This window comes from Escherichia sp. KTE31, from assembly GCF_000407925.1.
In the GTDB taxonomy this organism is placed as follows: domain Bacteria; phylum Pseudomonadota; class Gammaproteobacteria; order Enterobacterales; family Enterobacteriaceae; genus Escherichia; species Escherichia ruysiae.
The window spans coordinates 1,022,358-1,039,024 of record NZ_KE136726.1; the positions used below are offsets into that span (position 1 = coordinate 1,022,358).

Annotated in this window: 18 protein-coding genes; 6 read left to right on the forward strand and 12 right to left on the reverse strand. The window is 50.4% G+C overall.

The features are described 5' to 3' along the window. Positions 1 to 8 precede the first annotated feature (8 nt). Both WES_RS00955 and WES_RS00950 read right to left on the reverse strand, forming a co-directional pair. Entirely contained in the window at positions 9 to 308 is a 300-nt protein-coding gene (locus WES_RS00955) for a DUF406 domain-containing protein (protein WP_000655995.1), read from the reverse strand. Between the two features lie 211 nt (positions 309 to 519). Further along, positions 520 to 960 carry a DUF805 domain-containing protein gene (locus tag WES_RS00950; RefSeq protein ID WP_000155270.1) on the reverse strand — a complete coding sequence of 147 codons (441 nt, stop codon included), beginning with the start codon at positions 958 to 960 and terminating at the stop codon, positions 520 to 522. Between the two features lie 100 nt (positions 961 to 1,060). Here WES_RS00950 and WES_RS00945 point away from each other — a divergent pair, with 100 nt between their 5' ends. Together WES_RS00945 and tpiA are read left to right on the forward strand one after the other, a co-directional pair. Next, complete coding sequence (locus WES_RS00945; RefSeq protein ID WP_016158828.1) at positions 1,061 to 1,660, forward strand: YiiQ family protein; 600 nt, start codon at positions 1,061 to 1,063, stop codon at positions 1,658 to 1,660. 107 nt (positions 1,661 to 1,767) lie between these two features. Further along, complete coding sequence (tpiA, locus tag WES_RS00940; protein ID WP_016158829.1) at positions 1,768 to 2,535, forward strand: triose-phosphate isomerase; 768 nt, start codon at positions 1,768 to 1,770, stop codon at positions 2,533 to 2,535. 55 nt (positions 2,536 to 2,590) lie between these two features. Here tpiA and cdh read toward each other — a convergent pair whose 3' ends face one another. The 5 genes from cdh to cpxP form a co-directional block, all read right to left on the reverse strand. After that, the gene (gene cdh / locus WES_RS00935) at positions 2,591 to 3,340 is read right to left on the reverse strand and encodes a CDP-diacylglycerol diphosphatase (RefSeq protein ID WP_010349502.1); all 750 of its coding nucleotides are present in this window, start codon (positions 3,338 to 3,340) and stop codon (positions 2,591 to 2,593) included. Between the two features lie 104 nt (positions 3,341 to 3,444). Beyond that, complete coding sequence (gene sbp, locus WES_RS00930; protein ID WP_001045694.1) at positions 3,445 to 4,434, reverse strand: sulfate/thiosulfate ABC transporter substrate-binding protein Sbp; 990 nt, start codon at positions 4,432 to 4,434, stop codon at positions 3,445 to 3,447. Positions 4,435 to 4,746: 312 nt separating this feature from the next. Then, entirely contained in the window at positions 4,747 to 5,709 is a 963-nt protein-coding gene (gene pfkA / locus WES_RS00925) for a 6-phosphofructokinase (RefSeq protein ID WP_001355350.1), read from the reverse strand. 180 nt (positions 5,710 to 5,889) lie between these two features. After that, positions 5,890 to 6,792: a CDF family cation-efflux transporter FieF gene (fieF, locus tag WES_RS00920; protein WP_001076752.1), complete on the reverse strand. Its 903-nt coding sequence runs from the start codon at positions 6,790 to 6,792 to the stop codon at positions 5,890 to 5,892. 148 nt (positions 6,793 to 6,940) lie between these two features. Further along, positions 6,941 to 7,441: a cell-envelope stress modulator CpxP gene (gene cpxP / locus WES_RS00915; RefSeq protein ID WP_016158830.1), complete on the reverse strand. Its 501-nt coding sequence runs from the start codon at positions 7,439 to 7,441 to the stop codon at positions 6,941 to 6,943. A gap of 149 nt (positions 7,442 to 7,590) precedes the next feature. Between cpxP and cpxR the strand changes: the two genes are divergently transcribed. Further along, positions 7,591 to 8,289, forward strand: coding sequence for an envelope stress response regulator transcription factor CpxR (gene cpxR, locus WES_RS00910; RefSeq protein ID WP_001033722.1), 699 nt, complete (start codon positions 7,591 to 7,593; stop codon positions 8,287 to 8,289). Continuing rightward, the gene (cpxA, locus tag WES_RS00905) at positions 8,286 to 9,659 is read left to right on the forward strand and encodes an envelope stress sensor histidine kinase CpxA (protein WP_000580416.1); all 1,374 of its coding nucleotides are present in this window, start codon (positions 8,286 to 8,288) and stop codon (positions 9,657 to 9,659) included. Before cpxR ends, cpxA begins: the two co-directional genes overlap by 4 nt. A gap of 101 nt (positions 9,660 to 9,760) precedes the next feature. Here the strand turns inward: cpxA and yiiM are convergent, their stop codons facing one another. Continuing rightward, positions 9,761 to 10,435 (reverse strand): 6-hydroxyaminopurine reductase, encoded by a 675-nt coding sequence (gene yiiM / locus WES_RS00900; RefSeq protein ID WP_001270282.1) that lies wholly within the window; start codon positions 10,433 to 10,435, stop codon positions 9,761 to 9,763. 152 nt (positions 10,436 to 10,587) lie between these two features. Between yiiM and WES_RS00895 the strand changes: the two genes are divergently transcribed. Further along, a complete protein-coding gene (locus WES_RS00895) occupies positions 10,588 to 11,478 on the forward strand; it encodes a dihydrodipicolinate synthase family protein (RefSeq protein WP_016158831.1) in 891 nt (296 codons plus the stop codon). A gap of 56 nt (positions 11,479 to 11,534) precedes the next feature. Here WES_RS00895 and kdgT read toward each other — a convergent pair whose 3' ends face one another. Further along, positions 11,535 to 12,518: a 2-keto-3-deoxygluconate transporter gene (kdgT, locus tag WES_RS00890; protein ID WP_024191187.1), complete on the reverse strand. Its 984-nt coding sequence runs from the start codon at positions 12,516 to 12,518 to the stop codon at positions 11,535 to 11,537. 259 nt (positions 12,519 to 12,777) lie between these two features. Beyond that, a complete protein-coding gene (sodA, locus tag WES_RS00885; protein WP_016158833.1) occupies positions 12,778 to 13,398 on the reverse strand; it encodes a superoxide dismutase [Mn] in 621 nt (206 codons plus the stop codon). Between the two features lie 284 nt (positions 13,399 to 13,682). On the opposite strand from sodA, the gene rhaT reads away from it, so the two are divergent. Continuing rightward, positions 13,683 to 14,717 carry an L-rhamnose/proton symporter RhaT gene (gene rhaT / locus WES_RS00880; RefSeq protein ID WP_000063528.1) on the forward strand — a complete coding sequence of 345 codons (1,035 nt, stop codon included), beginning with the start codon at positions 13,683 to 13,685 and terminating at the stop codon, positions 14,715 to 14,717. Here the strand turns inward: rhaT and rhaR are convergent. Continuing rightward, positions 14,714 to 15,562 (reverse strand): HTH-type transcriptional activator RhaR, encoded by an 849-nt coding sequence (gene rhaR, locus WES_RS00875; RefSeq protein ID WP_016158834.1) that lies wholly within the window; start codon positions 15,560 to 15,562, stop codon positions 14,714 to 14,716. The two genes, rhaT and rhaR, sit on opposite strands and share 4 nt — an antisense overlap. Before the next feature lie 72 nt (positions 15,563 to 15,634). Next, on the reverse strand, positions 15,635 to 16,471 hold the full coding sequence (gene rhaS / locus WES_RS00870; protein ID WP_000382765.1) for an HTH-type transcriptional activator RhaS: 837 nt from the start codon (positions 16,469 to 16,471) through the stop codon (positions 15,635 to 15,637). Positions 16,472 to 16,667 lie beyond the last annotated feature (196 nt).

Here is a 16,667-nt window from a genome sequence, read left to right on the forward strand (position 1 = left end):
TAACTCCATTAACCAAGTGAACGCAGTGATAACTCAAAAATAATCATCTCGGCCTGGCATGAGAAGGTGAAAGCTGCATCAAGCTCGACTTGCCCCTCCAGATCTTTAATCTTATAGGCCACGCTGGCACCTTCATCCGCAGAGGATGCAGTGGCTGCAAGCTCTTTCAGTTTGGTCATAAAGGACTCTGCTTCTTCGCGAGTAGCAAAAAAGCGCGAAAGTTTGCTGGTACAGTTGTCGTTATCAATCACCGTACCGATATCAATCGCACATCCTTTAGTACTGCATTTATCTACGACATCTTTCATAGGGCACCTCTGTATATTCGCCTCTCTGTCGATTGCCACTTAAGAATAATGCGCCGTTAAGGGAAGAACAAACAAGTAATGATCTTATGGATTACCATTTTTTTTGATATTGATTAAGATGAGGAAATGAGGGAGATTTTCCGGGTATCGTCATTTGCAATATGGAAATAACGATACCGGATAAAAATAGCAATAAGAGATATATTGCAGATTAATGGCTTGATTTATTCTCAGACTTATACTTTACGTCCAGGGTGTCTTTACCAAATTTATTTTCGCCCTGGGTGCCGACAAATGCGCCAAGATCGATAAGCATCATCACCAGAATCAACGTCGGAATAAACCGCCCCACCGCCCATTGCCAGACGCCTGGTAAAATCGCCCAGTTACCCGCCAGAAGCATCCACGCTACAATCATCAGAAATGCCCATGCGCCAGAACGCCCACGATCGTGCAGTCGTTTCACCGTCACTGCCGCTGTCGGCCATAACAGGCACACAAGGCAAAACGCGGCGGTCTGGATATCGAGTAGTTTTTTAGCCGCCAGTGAGAAAAGCACCAACATGCCAACGATCCAGAGGCCAATCCAAATCCAGAAATCGCGGCGTCCAATACGCCCTTTAAACGAGAATAACCATTGCTGTATGGTCATGTAAGTTCCTTGATGGTTGTCTTTTCCAGGATTCTACCCTTTTGACAAGGGCGACAGATATCGTTTTAATCGAACCCAGTCATAACAAAAGGTACTGCCGATGAAGTCAGGGTGTTCAGTGTTTTTTCTCTTATCTGCCGTGTTATCCGTTAGTGCAACGGTGCACGCACAATCGCCTGGCACGGCAACGACAGCGCCCTACCTGCTGGCTGGCGCCCCCACTTTCGATCTCTCCATCAGCCAGTTTCGAGAAGACTTTAACAGCCAGAACCCCAATCTGCCACTGAACGAATTTCGTGCCATCGACAGCAGCCCCGACAAAGCCAACCTGACTCGCGCCGCCAGTAAAATTAACGAGAACTTGTATGCTTCCACGGCGCTTGAGCGCGGCACCTTAAAAATCAAAAGCATTCAAATTACCTGGCTGCCAATCCAGGGGCCAGAGCAAAAAGCCGCTAAAGCGAAAGCCCAGGAATACATGGCAGCAATGATCCGCACACTCACCCCGCTGATGACCAAAACACAAAGTCAGAAAAAGCTGCAGTCACTCCTTACGGCGGGGAAAAACAAACGTTACTACACTGAGACAGAAGGCGCGTTGCGCTATGTTGTCGCGGACAACGGCGAAAAGGGACTGACCTTCGCTGTTGAACCGATTAAGCTGGCGCTATCTGAAACGCTGGAAGGGTTGAATAAATGACAAAAAGCAAAGCCTTTGCGCCGATGAATCTCTATACTGTTTCACAGACCTGCTGCCCTGCGGGGCGGCCATCTTCCTTTATTCGCTTATAAGCGTGGAGAATTAAAATGCGACATCCTTTAGTGATGGGTAACTGGAAACTGAACGGCAGCCGCCACATGGTTCACGAGCTGGTTTCTAACCTGCGTAAAGAGCTGGCAGGTGTTGCTGGCTGTGCGGTTGCAATCGCACCACCGGAAATGTACATCGATATGGCGAAGCGTGAAGCTGAAGGCAGCCACATCATGTTGGGTGCGCAGAACGTGGATCTGAACCTGTCCGGCGCATTCACCGGTGAAACCTCTGCCGCTATGCTGAAAGACATCGGCGCACAGTACATCATCATCGGTCACTCTGAACGTCGTACTTACCACAAAGAGTCTGACGAACTGATCGCGAAAAAATTCGCTGTGCTGAAAGAGCAAGGTCTGACTCCGGTTCTGTGCATCGGTGAAACTGAAGCTGAGAACGAAGCGGGCAAAACTGAAGAAGTTTGCGCACGTCAGATCGACGCAGTGCTGAAAACTCAAGGTGCGGCAGCATTCGAAGGTGCGGTTATCGCTTACGAACCAGTATGGGCAATCGGTACTGGCAAATCTGCAACTCCGGCGCAGGCACAGGCTGTTCACAAATTCATCCGTGATCACATCGCTAAAGTTGACGCTGGCATCGCTGAACAAGTGATCATCCAGTACGGCGGTTCTGTAAACGCGTCTAACGCTGCAGAACTGTTCGCTCAGCCGGACATCGACGGTGCGCTGGTTGGCGGTGCTTCTCTGAAAGCTGACGCCTTTGCGGTGATCGTTAAAGCTGCAGAAGCGGCTAAACAGGCTTAAGTCTGACAGGTGCCGGATTTCACATCCGGCACTTAACTTTCCTTAACTGCTCGCCTTAACGCAAAATCTCACACTGATGATCCTGAATCTCCTCGGCTGAAGCACGGTTTAGCATCAGCAGATTTCTTTGCGTCGCCAGTAATACAAACGAGTTATCACTCTGTCGTACCATCGCCAGCCCGTAACTTCCCATATGTTCCCGCGCTCCTGGCACTTCTTCCGCCAGCATCATAAACGGACTACGTTGAACCAGTTCGCTTTCCGTTACCCGGCGCGCCAGATATTCATGCCCCTGTAATCCGCCCGGCAGCGGCAACCAGCGACTGCTGATGTTCGCCAGGTTATTATCCAGTTGTTCGCGCACATCAGGACGGATGCAAGAGATATGAATATGAAAATGGTTTTGCGTGCGTCCCGTGCGGGAGTTTATCGCCAACGAGACCGCGCGATCGGGAACCGGCTTACCGTATTTTTTACTCATAAAATCACGCGCCTGCCAGGCCAGCCAAAAGAAGTTCGGCGTTGAAGGATCGGTCAACAAAGGGCTTTCAGTACCGTTAATACGATATGTTGGCATCAACAGATATTGCAGTGGACCGTTAATGTCTTTTAAAACCACATATCCGGCATTGGGTTTTACTTCCACACATGGCGAAGGATTTTGGTTTTGCTGCTGGTTGGGCAAACATTGCTCAAGGACAATCTTACGTAACACATCCGAATCACCGGTAAATTTCCAGTAGCCGATACCCGCAGCAACGGCGATAACTATCATCACCAAAATGAGAATAACCGTTTTTTTCATCGTTTTTTCCCTGTACCTCAAAGAGATGCAAGGGTAACGCAAAATCGCGACAAATAAAAAACCCGGTCGCGAGATGCCACCGGGTCTGGTTATCGTCAACAAAATTAACGTTTGCTGATTTGGTCAAACGTACCGCCGTTAGAGAAATGCTCTTTTTGCGCTTTCGTCCAGCCGCCGAACTCTTCATCAATGGTGAATAACTTCAGCTTCGGAAAAGCATTTTCATACTTTTTCGCCACGTCAGGATCGCGCGGACGGTAATAGTTTTTGGCTGCAATCTCCTGACCTTCTGGCGAGTAGAGATATTTCAGATAGGCTTCTGCCACCTCTTTGGTGCCTTTTTTCTCCACCACCTTATCGACAACCGACACCGTCGGCTCCGCGAGAATAGACTCACTCGGCGTGACGATTTCGAACTTATCTTTCCCCAGTTCATTCGTTGCCAGCAGTGCTTCGTTTTCCCAGGCGATCAGCACGTCACCAATCCCGCGCTCGACGAAAGTATTTGTTGAACCACGCGCACCGGAGTCCAGCACTTCAACGTTTTTATACAACGATTGCACAAAATCCTGTGCTTTTGCCTGATCGTTATTGTTGTGGTGCAGCGCATATCCCCACGCCGCCAGATAGTTCCAGCGAGCGCCGCCGGAGCTTTTCGGGTTAGGCGTGATCACCGAAACACCCGGTTTAACCAGGTCGTTCCAGTCATGGATTTGCTTCGGATTGCCCTTACGTACCAGGAAGACAATGGTGGAAGTATACGGCGCGGAGTTATCCGGCAGACGTTTGATCCACTCTTTATCAATTCGACCACGTTCAGCAATCGCATCTACGTCGTAAGCCAGCGCCAGCGTAACAACGTCAGCTTCTATCCCGTTGATTACCGATGTTGCCTGTTTCCCTGAACCACCGTGCGACTGACGAATCACCACGTTATCGCCGGTTTGCTGTTTCCAGTGGGCGCTGAAGGCTTTGTTGTATTGTTCGTATAACTCGCGCGTTGGATCATACGAAACGTTAAGTAACTGAATATCCTTTGCCATCACGCTGGTCGCTGCCAGCAAAAATGTTAACCCTACGCCCCACTTGTTCATCGCCTGGCTCTCTTACGTTGTGTTGTGATAAGCAAAGCGTGCCAGAAGGTGAACCAAACATTAAAGAATAAAAAAAGATTGGCTATAACTTGCGGGTATATGTTGGGGAGTTAAAAAGGCGGAAGAAATCCGCCTCATATTGCTGACAAAGTGCGCTTTGTTCATGCCGGATGCGGCGTGAACGCCTTATCGGCCTACAAAAACTTGCAAACTCAATAGATTGCAGAATTCATGTAGGCCTGATAAGCGAAGCGCATCAGGCATTTTTGCTTCTGTCATCGGTTGCAGGCGAAAGAAATCTGCCCGAAATCATTAATACAGCTTTTTCGCGCAGTCCAGCCAGTCACCTTTGAACGGACGCTTCATGTTTTCGATAGCGTCGATGATGTCATGGTGAACCAGTTGTTCGTTCTGAATACCTACGCAACGACCGCCGTAACCTGCCAGTAGCAGTTCAATAGCGTAAGCGCCCATACGGGAAGCCAGAATACGGTCGTAAGGCACCGGAGAACCACCACGCTGGATGTGGCCCAGCACGGTTGCGCGGGTTTCACGACCGGTTTCTTTCTCGATGAAATGCGCCAGTTCATCAACATCACACATGTGTTCGGTAATCGCCACAATTGCGTGTTTTTTACCTTTCGCGATACCCGCTTTGATTTCATTTACCAGGTCATCGCGGCTGAATTCAACCTCCGGAACCACAACAAATTCACAACCACCGGCAATGGCCGCAGCCAGCGTCAGATCGCCACAGTAACGACCCATCACTTCCACCACGGAAATACGCTGGTGAGAAGAAGAGGTGTCACGCAGACGGTCGATGGCTTCTACAACGGTGCTCAGCGCAGTGAAGAAACCGATAGTGTAGTCAGTGCCTTTGATGTCGTTGTCGATGGTGCCCGGCAGGCCGATGCACGGGAAGCCCATTTCGGTCAGACGCATTGCACCCATGTAGGAACCGTCACCGCCGATAACCACCAGCGCGTCGATACCACGTTTTTTCAGGTTTTCGATAGCCACGGCGCGGATGTTCTCGTCGCGGAATTCCGGGAAGCGCGCAGAACCGAGGAACGTACCGCCACGGTTGATCATGTCAGACACGCTGTAACGGTCTAGCTGTACCATACGGTCTTCATACAGACCCAGATAGCCGTCATAAATGCCCATTACTTCCAGACCTTCTGTCAGCGCAGAACGAACAACCCCGCGAATTGCGGCGTTCATGCCTGGCGCATCACCGCCGCTTGTCAACACACCGATTTTCTTAATCATGACTACCTCTGAACTTTGGAATGCAAAATGAAATCTGTTGCCGGAAGTCTTCTTGCACATCGAAGTGATCCAACGAATGTGCAAATAGTATAACAATCACTTCCTGCTGAATTGATTCAGGTCAGGCCAAATGGCGGTATTTTATACACAAAATGCGGGTCTGGCTCTCTTTTATACTGATTATGAAAGCATAGACCGTTTACCCTCCCTGGGTACGACGGAACAGGGGTCCTGATGAATAATCACATCCGATCCCGGAAAACGCCGTAAAATAGCCTGCTCTACCTGATCCGCCACCATATGCGCCTGAACCAAAGGCAGAGAGTCTTCCATTTCCAAATGAATCTGAATAAAGCGGGTCGGCCCTGACTGCCGCGTACGAAGATCGTGAGCGCCGCTAACTCCCGGCCAGGAAGTCACGATATCAATAATTTCTTGCCGTTCCTCATCAGGCAGCGCGCGATCCAGTAATGACTGTACCGCCTCATACCCCATGCGTAACGCGCTATATAAAATATAGATGCCGATTCCCAATGCAAACAGGGCATCAGCACGGTGCCAGCCATACCAGGACAACCCCAGCGCCAGCAGAATCGCACCGTTCATCATAACATCGGACTGATAATGTAGCATATCTGCCCGCACCGCCTGGCTCTGCGTCCTGCGCACGACCCAACGCTGAAACGAAACAAGGATAATCGTACAAATTAGCGCCACAATAGTCACGAGAACCCCGACGCCTGGGTCTGTCATTGGCGTCGGAGAAACCAAATGCTGAATACCAGTCAAAAACAGGAACAGCGCCGAACCGGAGATAAACATACTTTGCGCCAGCGCCGCGAGGGACTCGGCTTTACCGTGACCAAACGAGTGATTGTCGTCGGCAGGTTGCAGCGAGTAACGTACCACCAGTAAATTCGTCAACGACGCGCCAATATCCACCAACGAATCCACCAGCGCGGCAAGAATACTCACCGAACCGGTATACCACCATGCAAAAATTTTAATCAGCAATAGCAGCGAAGCCATCGCCGTCGCAGCAATCGCCGCCCGGCTGACCAGCCGTCCATAAGATTGATTCATAAATACTCCCGCTATCAACTGACGGTAGTATAACGGAAGCAAATCATCTGCAATGCATCAAGCAACAGGCAAATTGAAGATAAAAAAAACCCCCACATCATGTGGGGGAAGACAGGGATGGTGTCTATGGCAAGGAAAACAGGGTTTACTACTGGGAACGTGAGTTGCTACTACTCAATAGCTTCAACGATGAACTTTTTTGCCATTGCGTCACGTCGCGCAACTGCTCCATTCGTTGTTGATGTTTCTCGTTTAAAACCGCTTGCTGCTCTGGCGTTAACAGGTGATACATTTGGTTGCGGACTTTAGCCATCTCAACCTGGCGAGCGATCTGTTCTTTCGCCATTTTTTCTGCCTGAGCGCGCACAGCGTTTTCATCAAAATTTTCTGCGGTGACAAGGCGATGCATTGTCTCCACTTCGCTAACATTAACAGGAGGCTGTTCATGCCGGGCCTGTTGCATAAGATCTCGCATCTGCTGACGCTGATGTTCGGTTAAACTTATGCCGTCGAACATATGGCTCTGCGTACTGCGCTGCGCAAGTTCTTCGCCCGGATGCCAGTTATCGCCTGAACCGACTTCAGCAGCGTGGCTTAATGAACTGACTGCCAGCGTTGAGGCCATGACGGCAGCGGTAACTATGCGCATCATTTGCTCCCAAAATCTTTCTGTCGCGATTCAACGATAGAGAGTTTACGATTCAGGCTGCAAACATGCGTCAGGGGGTGTAAAACAACGTAAAGTCATGGATTAGCGACGTCTGATGACGTAATTTCTGCCTCGGAGGTATTTAAACAATGAATAAAATCCTGTTAGTTGATGATGACCGAGAGCTGACTTCCCTGTTAAAGGAGCTGCTCGAGATGGAAGGCTTCAACGTAATTGTTGCCCACGATGGGGAGCAGGCGCTTGATCTTCTGGACGACAGCATTGATTTACTTTTGCTTGATGTCATGATGCCGAAGAAAAATGGTATCGACACATTGAAGGCACTTCGCCAGACACACCAGACGCCTGTCATTATGTTAACGGCACGCGGCAGTGAACTTGATCGCGTTCTCGGCCTTGAGCTGGGCGCAGATGACTATCTCCCGAAACCGTTTAATGATCGTGAGCTGGTGGCACGTATTCGCGCGATCCTGCGCCGTTCGCACTGGAGCGAGCAACAGCAAAACAACGACAACGGTTCACCGACGCTTGAAGTTGATGCTTTAGTGCTGAATCCAGGCCGTCAGGAAGCCAGCTTCGATGGGCAAACGCTGGAGTTAACCGGTACTGAATTTACCCTGCTCTATTTACTGGCACAGCATCTGGGTCAGGTGGTTTCTCGTGAACATTTAAGCCAGGAAGTGCTGGGCAAACGCCTGACGCCTTTCGACCGCGCTATCGATATGCACATTTCCAACCTGCGTCGTAAGCTGCCGGATCGTAAAGACGGTCACCCGTGGTTTAAAACCTTGCGTGGTCGCGGCTATCTGATGGTTTCCGCTTCATGATAGGCAGCTTAACCGCGCGCATCTTCGCCATCTTCTGGCTGACGCTGGCGCTGGTGTTGATGTTGGTTTTGATGTTACCCAAGCTCGATTCACGCCAGATGACCGAGCTTCTGGATAGCGAACAGCGTCAGGGGCTGATGATTGAGCAGCATGTCGAAGCGGAACTGGCGAACGATCCACCCAACGATTTAATGTGGTGGCGCCGTCTGTTCCGTGCCATTGATAAGTGGGCACCACCGGGGCAGCGTTTGTTACTGGTGACCACCGAAGGCCGCGTGATTGGCGCAGAACGCAGCGAAATGCAGATCATTCGCAACTTTATTGGCCAGGCCGATAACGCCGATCACCCGCAGAAGAAAAAGTATGGTCGCGTGGAACTGGTCGGCCCGTTCTCTGTGCGTGATGGCGAAGATAATTACCAACTGTATCTGATTCGTCCAGCCAGCAGTTCTCAATCCGATTTCATTAACTTACTGTTTGACCGTCCGCTATTACTGCTGATTGTCACCATGTTGGTCAGTACGCCGCTGCTGTTGTGGTTAGCCTGGAGTCTGGCAAAACCGGCGCGTAAGCTGAAAAACGCTGCCGATGAAGTCGCCCAGGGAAACTTACGCCAGCATCCGGAACTGGAAGCGGGGCCACAGGAATTTCTTGCCGCAGGTGCCAGTTTTAACCAGATGGTCACCGCGCTGGAGCGCATGATGACCTCACAGCAGCGCCTGCTTTCTGATATCTCTCACGAGCTGCGCACGCCGCTGACGCGTCTGCAACTGGGTACGGCGTTACTGCGCCGTCGTAGTGGTGAAAGTAAGGAACTGGAGCGAATTGAAACCGAAGCGCAACGTCTGGACAGCATGATCAACGATCTGTTGGTGATGTCCCGTAATCAGCAGAAAAACGCGCTGGTTAGCGAAACCATCAAAGCCAACCAGTTGTGGAGTGAAGTGCTGGATAACGCGGCGTTCGAAGCCGAGCAAATGGGCAAATCGTTTACCGTTAACTTCCCGCCTGGGCCGTGGCCGCTGTACGGCAATCCGAACGCCCTGGAAAGTGCGCTGGAAAACATTGTTCGTAATGCTCTGCGTTATTCCCATACGAAGATTGAAGTGGGCTTTGCGGTAGATAAAGACGGTATCACCATTACGGTGGACGACGATGGTCCTGGCGTTAGCCCGGAAGATCGCGAGCAAATTTTCCGTCCGTTCTATCGCACCGACGAAGCACGCGATCGTGAATCTGGCGGTACGGGTCTGGGGCTGGCGATTGTCGAAACTGCCATTCAGCAGCACCGTGGTTGGGTTAAAGCTGAAGACAGCCCGCTGGGCGGTTTACGGCTGGTGATTTGGCTGCCGCTGTATAAGCGGAGTTAAACTCCGCGCAGACCGGATAAGGCGTTTACGCCGCATCCGGCATTTGAGCAGGATGCCTGATGCGACGCTGGTCGCGTCTTATCAGGCCTACTCTCCGTTTTTTATTTCCCCCACAAACGCCGCGAATTATCTTCAATCTTGCCGCTAAGTCGGCGCTTCTGCATCGTCCGCGTCCAGCTTTTCGACAGCCCGGCAGCGGAGAGTAAACGGTGATACTGCTCGTCATCAAACGGCATATGCCATGCGATAGCTATTGCCTCCTGCACGGTGACATCGCTGACGCGAGAAACCAGCTCCAGCGGCGCATCCGCAGATACCAGCCCCGGCGCAATCACGCTATACAGCCAGCCAACTTTACCGGCGTTTTGCATCAACTGTGCCATATCGCTGATGTCAAAATGATAATTGAGTTTGTAGCACGGAGAGCGCGGCTGGGTGACCTGAATTAATGCCTCACCCCAGCGGAAAATATCGCCAATATAAACATTGCTTTCCGTCAGGCCGTCGGTTGAGAGGTTTTCACCAAACGCAGGCGCAACAAACAAATCTGCCTGTTCAGGAAATTCCCGCGCCCAGTAGAGATAATGCTCACGAGGATAGTGACACAGCGCCCTGTCCGGCCCACCGTGAACTATTTTCTCTGCCTGCTCGTCACCTTCCAGCCCCAGCTCTGTCAACATCAACTCGCCATCGACCTGGATTTTCGCAATCGCGCTGGGTTTGCTTTCGGGATAAGCCTGTATTTTGCCTGTGTATACATCAACCGGATATCGCATCTGTTCCCTCTCCACCGAGAAATTTCCCCATTAGACCATATTTATTTTACGTCAGGCGCGCAAAATGAGAGCACGGTTCACATGACGACGTCTTAGAAATGTTATCAATGAGATGAATTTGAAACGCCATTTCATTATCAGGAGTGTACAACGTGACCGAGCAAACACAGTTTTCTGGCGTCTGGTGCCCTTCCATTACGCCAATGGATAAAGACGGTAATGTGGATCTTAACGGACTGAAGAAGCACCTGCAGCGGCTAACAGAAGCCAATATTGATGTGATATTGCTGATGGGTAGCATTGGTGAATTTGCCTCTTTCACCCTCGAAGAGAGGCTCATGCTTATCCGCGAAGCGCGTTCCATGAGCACATTAAAAATGGTCGCTAACGTTTCTTCCACCTGCACACACGATGTATTGCTGATGGCGCAAGAAGCGTATCGCACAGGCTATGATGCAGTGATGATCCTCCCGCCTTACTACTACGGTCAGACGGCAAAGCAATTATTAAGCTATTTCCGCCATCTGGGTCGCGAATTACAGGGCAAATGGTTCGCATATAACTTCCCGGCAAGAACCGGTTGTGATTTAACCCCTGACCTGGTCGCCACGCTGGCGAGTGAATTTCCTGACTTTGCCGGAATTAAAGATACCGTCGATTGCCAGTCACACACCCGCAGCATGATTCAGGCAACCCAGGCAGTTCGTTCTGATTTTGCAGTGCTTTCGGGCTATGACGAGTATTACATTCCTAATCTGCTGGCCGGCGGCGCGGGAATAATATCCGGCCTGAACAACGTTATGCCGGAGCTGTTTGTCGAAGCCCGTGAAGCCTTCAAACGCGGCGACCTGGCGGCTTTACAAGAGATTCAGCAACAGATTGGCACTTATATGTCCATCTACGCCATTGGTGAGGATTTTGTCACTACTATCAAGACGGTGGTATCGCGTAAGTTTGGCTATTGCACTGGCGTATCACGCAATGCGGGTGGTGAGTTAAGCGAAAGTGAATGTCGAACGATTGATGAAGTCTTTGTCAGATAACGCAAAAGGCCGGATGACTACAAATCATCCGGCCTTTTGATTTATATGGATGGAGATTACTTCACCGTACCCAATATTTCGATTTTCGCCGCTCTGGCTTTAACTTTGCGCGACCAGACAGAAGTCAAAATTGGCACCAGAATCGAGGTCACAATCACTGACGTCGCCACCAGCGAAGTTGCCGCTGGCGCCATTGGTTTAAAGGCGGGGATCATTTCAGCAATCAGTACCGGCGTCGCCACCGCAGCACCGGCAGAACTGGAAGCCGCGATTCCGGCTGTACCATCGCCACCACCAATCAATTTATCGGCAATAATCAACGGAATACCGGTCACGACGATCACCGCCACACCCAGCAAAATCCCCAGCAAACCGGTCTGAGCAATCACGGTTAAATCAATGGTATTGCCCAGCGCAAAGGCAAAGAACGGGATCAACGTCTGTACCGCTTTGCTGAAAAATTCTCTCAGCTCAGGGTCAAGGTTCCCTAACGCAAAGCCGACAAGGAACGGTAATACCGCACCGACGAAAACATGCGGTTCAAACGATGCAATCCCGGCAGTCCCCAGAATAATCATCGTCATAAGCGGCCCGGATTCCAGCGACATTAATACAAACGCTCCGGCCTCTTCTTTAGTGCCATACTGCTGCATGATCGAAGCGTAAAGTCCGCCGTTGGTCATATCCATCGCCGCCACCAGCGCAAGCGTTGAAAGTCCGGCAAAGAATCCAACTTCAACACCATGTTCAGGAATAATGCGTGAAGCAATTGCCGCAACCACCCACGCCACAGCAATTTTGGTTACCACCAGCGTACCGGATTTACGCAATACCGTTCCCGTCGCACTTAATTTTATCGATGCCCCCATGCAGAAAAACCACACCGCCAGAATCGGCACCGTGCCGGTAATCATTCCATTTGTGAATGAACCAAAGTATTTTCCCGCCCCTGGCGAGAAAGTGTGACACAGTGCGCCAAGGAACAGCGGGACGAGCATCATCCCTCCTGGGATTTTCTCTATCGTGTGTTTTATCTGCATTTTCATCACCTATCGGCATATTTTTATAGGCTGATGCATAAGTCCTTCACGATGCATCAGTGTTGATGGAAATGAAGATAGACATTCAACAGAGCAATAAAAGTGATCAAAACCACATCAATTGAAACGTTGTTTTATTTTTATAGGATCATTGTTTTTATTTTGAAATTGATCACAAAAAAACCACCGCTATGTGCGATGGTTTGTTTTTTATGCTGAAAAACGGCGTAAACGCCTCATTGCAGCAGGCAATATGCGATTATTTTTTCGCCGCAAAACGTGCTGCAGCTTCGTCCCAGTTCACCACGTTCCAGAACTCTTTGATGTAGTCCGGACGGCGGTTCTGGAATTTCAGGTAGTAAGCGTGTTCCCACACATCCAGACCCAGAACAGGGGATCCGGAAGCGCCAGAAATGGCTTCGCCCATCAGCGGGGAGTCCTGATTAGCAGTAGAAACCACCGCCAGTTTATCGCCTTTCAGCACCAGCCATGCCCAGCCGGAACCAAAGCGGGAAGCTGCCGCTTTCTCAAATTCTGCTTTGAAATTATCAACGGAACCGAAATCACGTTCGATAGCCGCTTTCAGGTCGCCCTGCAAAGTCGTGCCTTTTTTCAGGCCTTTCCAGAACAGGCTGTGGTTGGCGTGACCACCAGCGTTGTTGCGCAGCACGGTTTTTTTGTCTGCTGGCAGCTGGTCCAGTTTGGTGATCAGCTCTTCAACCGGCAGGTTGGCGAATTCTGGCAGGCTTTCCAGCGCCGCATTGGCGTTGTTGACGTAGGCCTGATGGTGTTTGGTGTGGTGGATTTCCATGGTCTGCTTATCGAAGTGCGGTTCCAGGGCATCGTAAGCATACGGCAGGGATGGCAGGGTATAGCTCATATTCATCTCCAGTATTGTCGGGCGGCCGATTGTTAATGCCGCGTAAGCAGTTGGTTCATTATAGTTAATTAAATGATATTGAAAATGATTATCAATGCCGTACTTTTCATAGGGGAATGGTTTTGCAGGGAAATGTCCGAGATGTGAACCAAATCACCCACTTAATGCCGTGATTGCCAGTAAATCGGCAACGGCGGCAACAGGCGAAAGGTTAATCGACAGCACGATTTTTACACTCATCTCGTCGGAGATGTGACGCGACGAAAAATGATGAGGATAAGAAGATGAGTAACGCGATTACGATGGGGATATTTTGGCATTTGATCGGCGCGGCCAGTGCAGCCTGTTTTTACGCTCCGTTCAAAAAAGTAAAAAAGTGGTCATGGGAAACCATGTGGTCAGTCGGTGGGATTGTTTCGTGGATTATTCTGCCGTGGGCCATCAGCGCCATGCTACTACCTGATTTCTGGGCATATTACAGCTCGTTCAGCCTCTCTACCCTGCTGCCTGTTTTTCTGTTCGGCGCTATGTGGGGGATTGGTAATATCAACTACGGCCTGACCATGCGTTATCTCGGCATGTCGATGGGGATAGGTATCGCCATTGGCATTACGTTGATCGTCGGTACGCTGATGACGCCAATTATCAACGGCAATTTCGATGTGCTGATTAACACCGACGGTGGGCGCATGACGTTGCTCGGCGTACTGGTGGCGCTGATTGGCGTGGGGATTGTGACTCGCGCCGGGCAGTTGAAAGAGCGCAAAATGGGCATTAAAGCCGAAGAGTTCAACCTGAAAAAAGGGCTGGTGCTGGCGGTAATGTGCGGCATTTTTTCTGCCGGGATGTCTTTTGCGATGAACGCCGCAAAACCGATGCATGAAGCGGCTGCCGCGCTGGGCGTTGATCCACTGTATGTCGCTCTGCCAAGCTATGTTGTCATCATGGGTGGCGGTGCGATCATCAACCTCGGTTTCTGTTTTATTCGTCTGGCAAAAGTGAAAGATTTGTCGCTAAAAGCCGACTTTTCGCTGGCAAAACCGCTGATCATTCACAATGTATTACTCTCAGCACTGGGCGGGTTGATGTGGTATCTGCAATTCTTTTTCTATGCCTGGGGCCACGCCCGCATTCCGGCGCAGTATGACTACATCAGTTGGATGCTGCATATGAGCTTCTATGTATTGTGCGGCGGTATCGTCGGGCTGGTGCTGAAAGAGTGGAACAATGCGGGACGCCGTCCGGTTACCGTGTTGAGCCTCGGTTGTGTGGTGATTATTGTCGCTGCCAACATCGTCGGCATGGGCATGGCGAGTTAATCTTTCCGGGAATTGCGATGACGCCACTGGCTGGGCGTCATCCCGGTTTCCCGGGTAAACACCACCGAAAAATAGTTACTGTCTTCAAAGCCACATTCTGTCGAAATATCACTGATTAACAGGCGGCTATGCTGGAGAAGATATTGCGCATGACACACTCTGACCTGCCGCAGATATTGATTGATAGTCATCCCGGTCTGCTGGCGAAATTGCTGGCGCAAGACGCGTTCACTGCAAGACGCCTCATCACAAAATTTATCCAGCGCAAAGGGACTTTTCAGGCTGGCCGCCAGCCGGGTAATCAGCTTATCCAGCAACGTTTCACTGGATGTTGGCGGTAATGAATCACTGGTGTAGCGATGGCGTTGCAAAAGCATCACCAACTGCCCGAACAGCAACTCTGCCATTTCGTTGGCAAACGGCGCGGGCTGACTGCTTTCGTGCTCAAGCTGCCCGATAACCTGCCGCACTTGCGCCATGCCCACACTACCTAAACGCCAGTGTGGTTGTTCTGCGCTGGCGTTAAATCCCGGAATCGCCCCCTGCCAGTCGAGATTAAGCGTCAGCCGCTCCGGGCAATAAATAACGTTCTGCAAAACCAGATCGTTAACGGAAGCGTAGGAGTGTTTATCGTCTGCGTGGATATAAAAGAGATCGCCACGGGTAATACGATGAGGACGATCGTTAAGCACATGCAAACCGTTACCGCGCCAGACGATCACCAGTTCACAAAAATCATGTGTATGCTCGGCAAAGACATCCTGCGGATAACGATCAGCAACCGCGACCGCCTGCTGTTCGCTGGCAAAAAAATCTTTTTTACGAAGGACAAACTGATGAACCACCGTGCCACCTCAGCCAGAAGACGCATTTGATTATTCATAAACTGGCGTGGAAATACGTTGAGAAGATTCGCGTTATTGCAGAAAGCCATCCCGCCGCTGGCGAATATCGCGTGGTGACCAGTTAAACTCACGGCGAAACAGCGTCGAAAAGTGGTTACTGTCGCTGAATCCGCAGCGATATGCGATTTCGGTCACGCTGTCCTCGCTATGACGTAACAGATGACGCGCCTTCACCAACCGTAAACGGTTAAGGTAACGCTGGGGCGTCAAACCGGTTTGCTGTTTTAGCTGACGATGCAACGTGCGTAGTGACAGAGAAAATTGATCCGCCATCATTTCCCAATTCACCTCGTCGGCAAAATGTTCTTCCAGCCAGGCCAACAACAAGTTCAGGCGCGATTCGCGACTTTCCATGCTCTCCTGCAAACTGTTTTTACGCAGCAAGAGCAGTAATTGCATAAACAAGATCTCACCGCTAGCTTTCGAGGGTAAATCATTCGTTCTGTCCTGCTGTTCCAGTTGCGAAACCAGCTGCCGTACCTGCTGCAATATGCTGTGGCTCACGCGCCAATGGGACGGATATTGCCCGTCTTGCTCTTGCGGCAGAAGCTGATGCAGCCCGGCAAGAAACTGAAATCTATCCGGGGAGCGATACAGCACATTGGTCAAATACAGATTGTCCGTATGTTCGTATAAATGCCGATCATGATCGCGCACGAAACAGATTGTTCCACCGGAGATGGTATAAGGCTGCCCATTGAAAATGTGGATACCCGTGCCATGTTCGACAATCACAATCTCATGGAAATCATGGTGATGTTCAGGAAAATCCACCTGAGGAAGCCGGGGTTCTATTGCCACAGACACGTTACCAGACGGAAAAAAATCCACACAATGTAATACGTCCATATAAGCCTCCTGATGCCGTCAACATGGCGGAATAGTAATCAAGCGGTTTGGTTCTTACCTTAAATTTTCGACAGCAAAACACGTAAAAAATGTCGATTTTTCAAGATAAAGCGTGATTTTTCAGAAAATGCGGCAAACATCACACCACCACATTTCTGAAAATTGTGAACGCCATCACGTTCATCTTTCCCTGGTT

Bases quoted from the DNA above. Each gene is read 5' to 3' on its own strand.
- kdgT (WP_024191187.1), bottom strand. From the start codon at position 12,518: ATGCAGATAAAACACACGATAGAGAAAATCCCAGGAGGGATGATGCTC.
- rhaS (WP_000382765.1), bottom strand. From the start codon at position 16,471: ATGGACGTATTACATTGTGTGGATTTTTTTCCGTCTGGTAACGTGTCT.
- yiiM (WP_001270282.1), bottom strand. From the start codon at position 10,435: ATGCGATATCCGGTTGATGTATACACAGGCAAAATACAGGCTTATCCC.
- sbp (WP_001045694.1), bottom strand. From the start codon at position 4,434: ATGAACAAGTGGGGCGTAGGGTTAACATTTTTGCTGGCAGCGACCAGC.
- pfkA (WP_001355350.1), bottom strand. From the start codon at position 5,709: ATGATTAAGAAAATCGGTGTGTTGACAAGCGGCGGTGATGCGCCAGGC.
- sodA (WP_016158833.1), bottom strand. From the start codon at position 13,398: ATGAGCTATACCCTGCCATCCCTGCCGTATGCTTACGATGCCCTGGAA.
- tpiA (WP_016158829.1), top strand. From the start codon at position 1,768: ATGCGACATCCTTTAGTGATGGGTAACTGGAAACTGAACGGCAGCCGC.
- cpxR (WP_001033722.1), top strand. From the start codon at position 7,591: ATGAATAAAATCCTGTTAGTTGATGATGACCGAGAGCTGACTTCCCTG.
- cpxP (WP_016158830.1), bottom strand. From the start codon at position 7,441: ATGCGCATAGTTACCGCTGCCGTCATGGCCTCAACGCTGGCAGTCAGT.
- WES_RS00955 (WP_000655995.1), bottom strand. From the start codon at position 308: ATGAAAGATGTCGTAGATAAATGCAGTACTAAAGGATGTGCGATTGAT.
- rhaT (WP_000063528.1), top strand. From the start codon at position 13,683: ATGAGTAACGCGATTACGATGGGGATATTTTGGCATTTGATCGGCGCG.
- WES_RS00945 (WP_016158828.1), top strand. From the start codon at position 1,061: ATGAAGTCAGGGTGTTCAGTGTTTTTTCTCTTATCTGCCGTGTTATCC.
- cdh (WP_010349502.1), bottom strand. From the start codon at position 3,340: ATGAAAAAAACGGTTATTCTCATTTTGGTGATGATAGTTATCGCCGTT.
- WES_RS00950 (WP_000155270.1), bottom strand. From the start codon at position 960: ATGACCATACAGCAATGGTTATTCTCGTTTAAAGGGCGTATTGGACGC.
- fieF (WP_001076752.1), bottom strand. From the start codon at position 6,792: ATGAATCAATCTTATGGACGGCTGGTCAGCCGGGCGGCGATTGCTGCG.
- cpxA (WP_000580416.1), top strand. From the start codon at position 8,286: ATGATAGGCAGCTTAACCGCGCGCATCTTCGCCATCTTCTGGCTGACG.